The 2322-nt window shown below is 64.0% G+C and carries 4 protein-coding genes and 1 pseudogene; all 5 read left to right on the forward strand.

The window, feature by feature from the left end; translation table 11 throughout:
- Positions 1-22: 22 nt before the first annotated feature.
- On the forward strand, positions 23-355 hold the full coding sequence (locus M878_RS77520) for a hypothetical protein (protein ID WP_031225944.1): 333 nt from the start codon (positions 23-25) through the stop codon (positions 353-355).
- 78 nt (positions 356-433) lie between these two features.
- Positions 434-754, forward strand: a complete 321-nt coding sequence (locus tag M878_RS77525; protein ID WP_023550597.1) for a pore-forming ESAT-6 family protein — start codon at positions 434-436, stop codon at positions 752-754.
- 34 nt (positions 755-788) lie between these two features.
- Entirely contained in the window at positions 789-1073 is a 285-nt protein-coding gene (locus M878_RS000000101480; protein WP_342452732.1) for a DUF6507 family protein, read from the forward strand.
- Positions 1070-1231, forward strand: a complete 162-nt coding sequence (locus tag M878_RS000000101485) for a DUF6507 family protein (protein ID WP_425347914.1) — start codon at positions 1070-1072, stop codon at positions 1229-1231. The genes M878_RS000000101480 and M878_RS000000101485 overlap by 4 nt, the downstream gene beginning before the upstream one ends.
- Positions 1228-2322 (forward strand): annotated as a pseudogene (locus M878_RS94945) (ADP-ribosyltransferase); the annotation flags it as partial. The gene M878_RS000000101485 and the pseudogene M878_RS94945, both read left to right, overlap by 4 nt.

Below are 2322 nucleotides of genomic sequence, written 5' to 3' on the forward strand. Positions count from 1 at the left end.
AGCCCGTAGCGGGGGAGGCGACATGAAGTTCGATATGGGTGCGCAGACGTTGTCGACGTTGATGCGTGATTCGCGTGGGTCGAGTCAGGATCTGGGGTCGTTGGTCCGGCAGTTGGTGCAGGCGGCGGAGCCGTTGGAGGGGAAGTTCAACGGTGTGGGTCGTGCGGCGTTTGATCAGTTCAAGGTGCGGGCGGATGGGATCGCGAAGGAGCTGGATCAGTCGTTGGGGGCGATCCTGGGTGGTCAGTCGGGGATGGACAGTGCGTTCAGTACGGGTGATCAGGAGCAGGGTGACAACGCGAAGCGGCAGATGGGTTCGGCGAATTTCGATGCGGCGCGGTTCTCGGGTCGTTGAGTTCGGGTTGTTGGGTTCGGGTTGTTGTGTGTCTGAGCGTTTCGGTTCTTTGGTGTGTTTTTCGGGGAGTGGTGTGTGATGGCGGGTGCGGGCGCGGGTGCGGATCGTCGGTCGTATGACACGTCGGCGTCGGCGGATGTGCAGGGGAATCTGGCGGGTGTGATCGCTCAGTTGGAGATGGTGATCGCGGCGCGGGACAAGCAGGTGAAGAAGGCGATGGCGGATTTCACGGCGGATGGTGTGGCGGATGAGTACCACGGTAAGGAGCGTCGTTGGAATCATGCGTCGCAGGAGGTGCGGAACATTATTCATCTGCTGAAGACGACGATGGAGAAGAACGACTCGACGGCGCATTCGACGTTGGCGAAGGCGAAGTCGGCGGTCGACAACATCGGCTGAGCAGGGGCTGGTTGGCGGGTTCACGGGGGTTGGTATGTCGGGCTGGGATCTGCATCCGCAGGGTATTGATCATGTGCTGACGGCGACGGGTAAGACGGCGTCGCATCTGGAGCAGCAGGCGAAGGATTACGGTACGCATTTGCAGTCGGCGGCGTCGAGTGCGGGACGATCTCCGCGGGCGGCGGCTCCGGGGGCTCGGGCGGTCACGGTGGTCACGGCGGCAACGGCGGTCAGGGTGGTCACGGCGGCAAGGGCGGGGGGAAGGCGCAGGGCGGTCTGGTGGCGTTGGCGTTGTCGCAGTATGCGGAGCGGGCGATGAAGGACCTGGAGTTCGTGGCGGCGCGGGCGGGTAAGTCGTTGCAGGGTGTGGTGGATGCGACGAAGGCGTATCTGGACGGTGATGAGGCGATGGCCGCGGATGCGCAGAGTAAGGCGTGCACGCCTGGGGTGAGGATGCCGGGAGTGGGCAAGGCGTGATCAAGCCGGAGGAGATTCCTGAGTTCACCGGTGATCTGGAGCAGTTGGAGAGGGATTACGGGGCGCTGAAGAAGGATGCCGGGCTGATCCGTTCCACGGGTGCGGATGTGCACGCGCAGTTCCAGGGGTTGCGTGCGTTTTATCACGCGCCGGAGGCGGAGCAGTTGTTCGGGTCGACGAAGCCTGTGGCGGCTCGTGCGGATACGTTCGCTTCGCATCTGGAGACGGTGTCGTCGGCGTTGTCGGGGTATGCGGCGGAGGTCCGTCCGCTGGTGGCGAAGCTGAAGGAGCTGAAGGCGGAGGCCACGTCGTTCGTCGATTCGGTCAGGGGGGATGACGACTGGGAGTACGACGAGGACAAGGTCAGGAAGAACAACCGGATCCGTGATGATGTCACGGCGGCGGTGGCGGCGTTCTGGGCGGCGGAGCGGACGTGCCACAACAAGATCACGGCGATCTGGCATGGCACGCAGATGATTGCCGGTGATGGTTCGAACAAGTCGAACATGTATGGCTATGACGCTTCGGACCTGAAGGGTGCGAAGGGGTTGCCGTGGGGTGATCCGGTGGAGCAGAAGCACCACTGGTACGACTTCGGGCACTGGGCGAAGTCGTTTCTGTGGGACGGCATCTGTGTGGATGGTATCTGGGGCACGATCAAGGGCCTGGGCACGCTGGTGGGTGTGGACGGCTGGGATGCGATGAAGCAGGCCTGGAAGGGCCTGGCCCAGCTCGCCACGGGGTTGGCGTTCATGGACAATCCGCTGCTGGCGGCGGTGTTCTGGGCGACGCCGGACAAGTACATGCCGTCGTGGCTGCGTGAGTCGCGCAACACGATGAAGCAGACGGGCAAGGCGTTGCTGGCGTGGGACGAGTGGGGCAAGAATCCCGCGCGTGCTGCGGGTGGGGTCACTTTCAACGTGCTGACGACCGTGTTCACCGGTGGTGAGGGTGCGGCGGTGGCGGGTGCGGGCAAGGCCGGGGCGGTGGCCAAGGCGATCTCGGTGGCGGGCAAGGTCGGCAGGGTCATCGACCCGATGACGTATGTGATGAAGGGCGCCGGCGCCGGCCTGTCCAAGATCGGCGACATC

Origin of the sequence: Streptomyces roseochromogenus subsp. oscitans DS 12.976 (assembly GCF_000497445.1) — a bacterium.
GTDB lineage: Bacteria > Actinomycetota > Actinomycetes > Streptomycetales > Streptomycetaceae > Streptomyces > Streptomyces oscitans.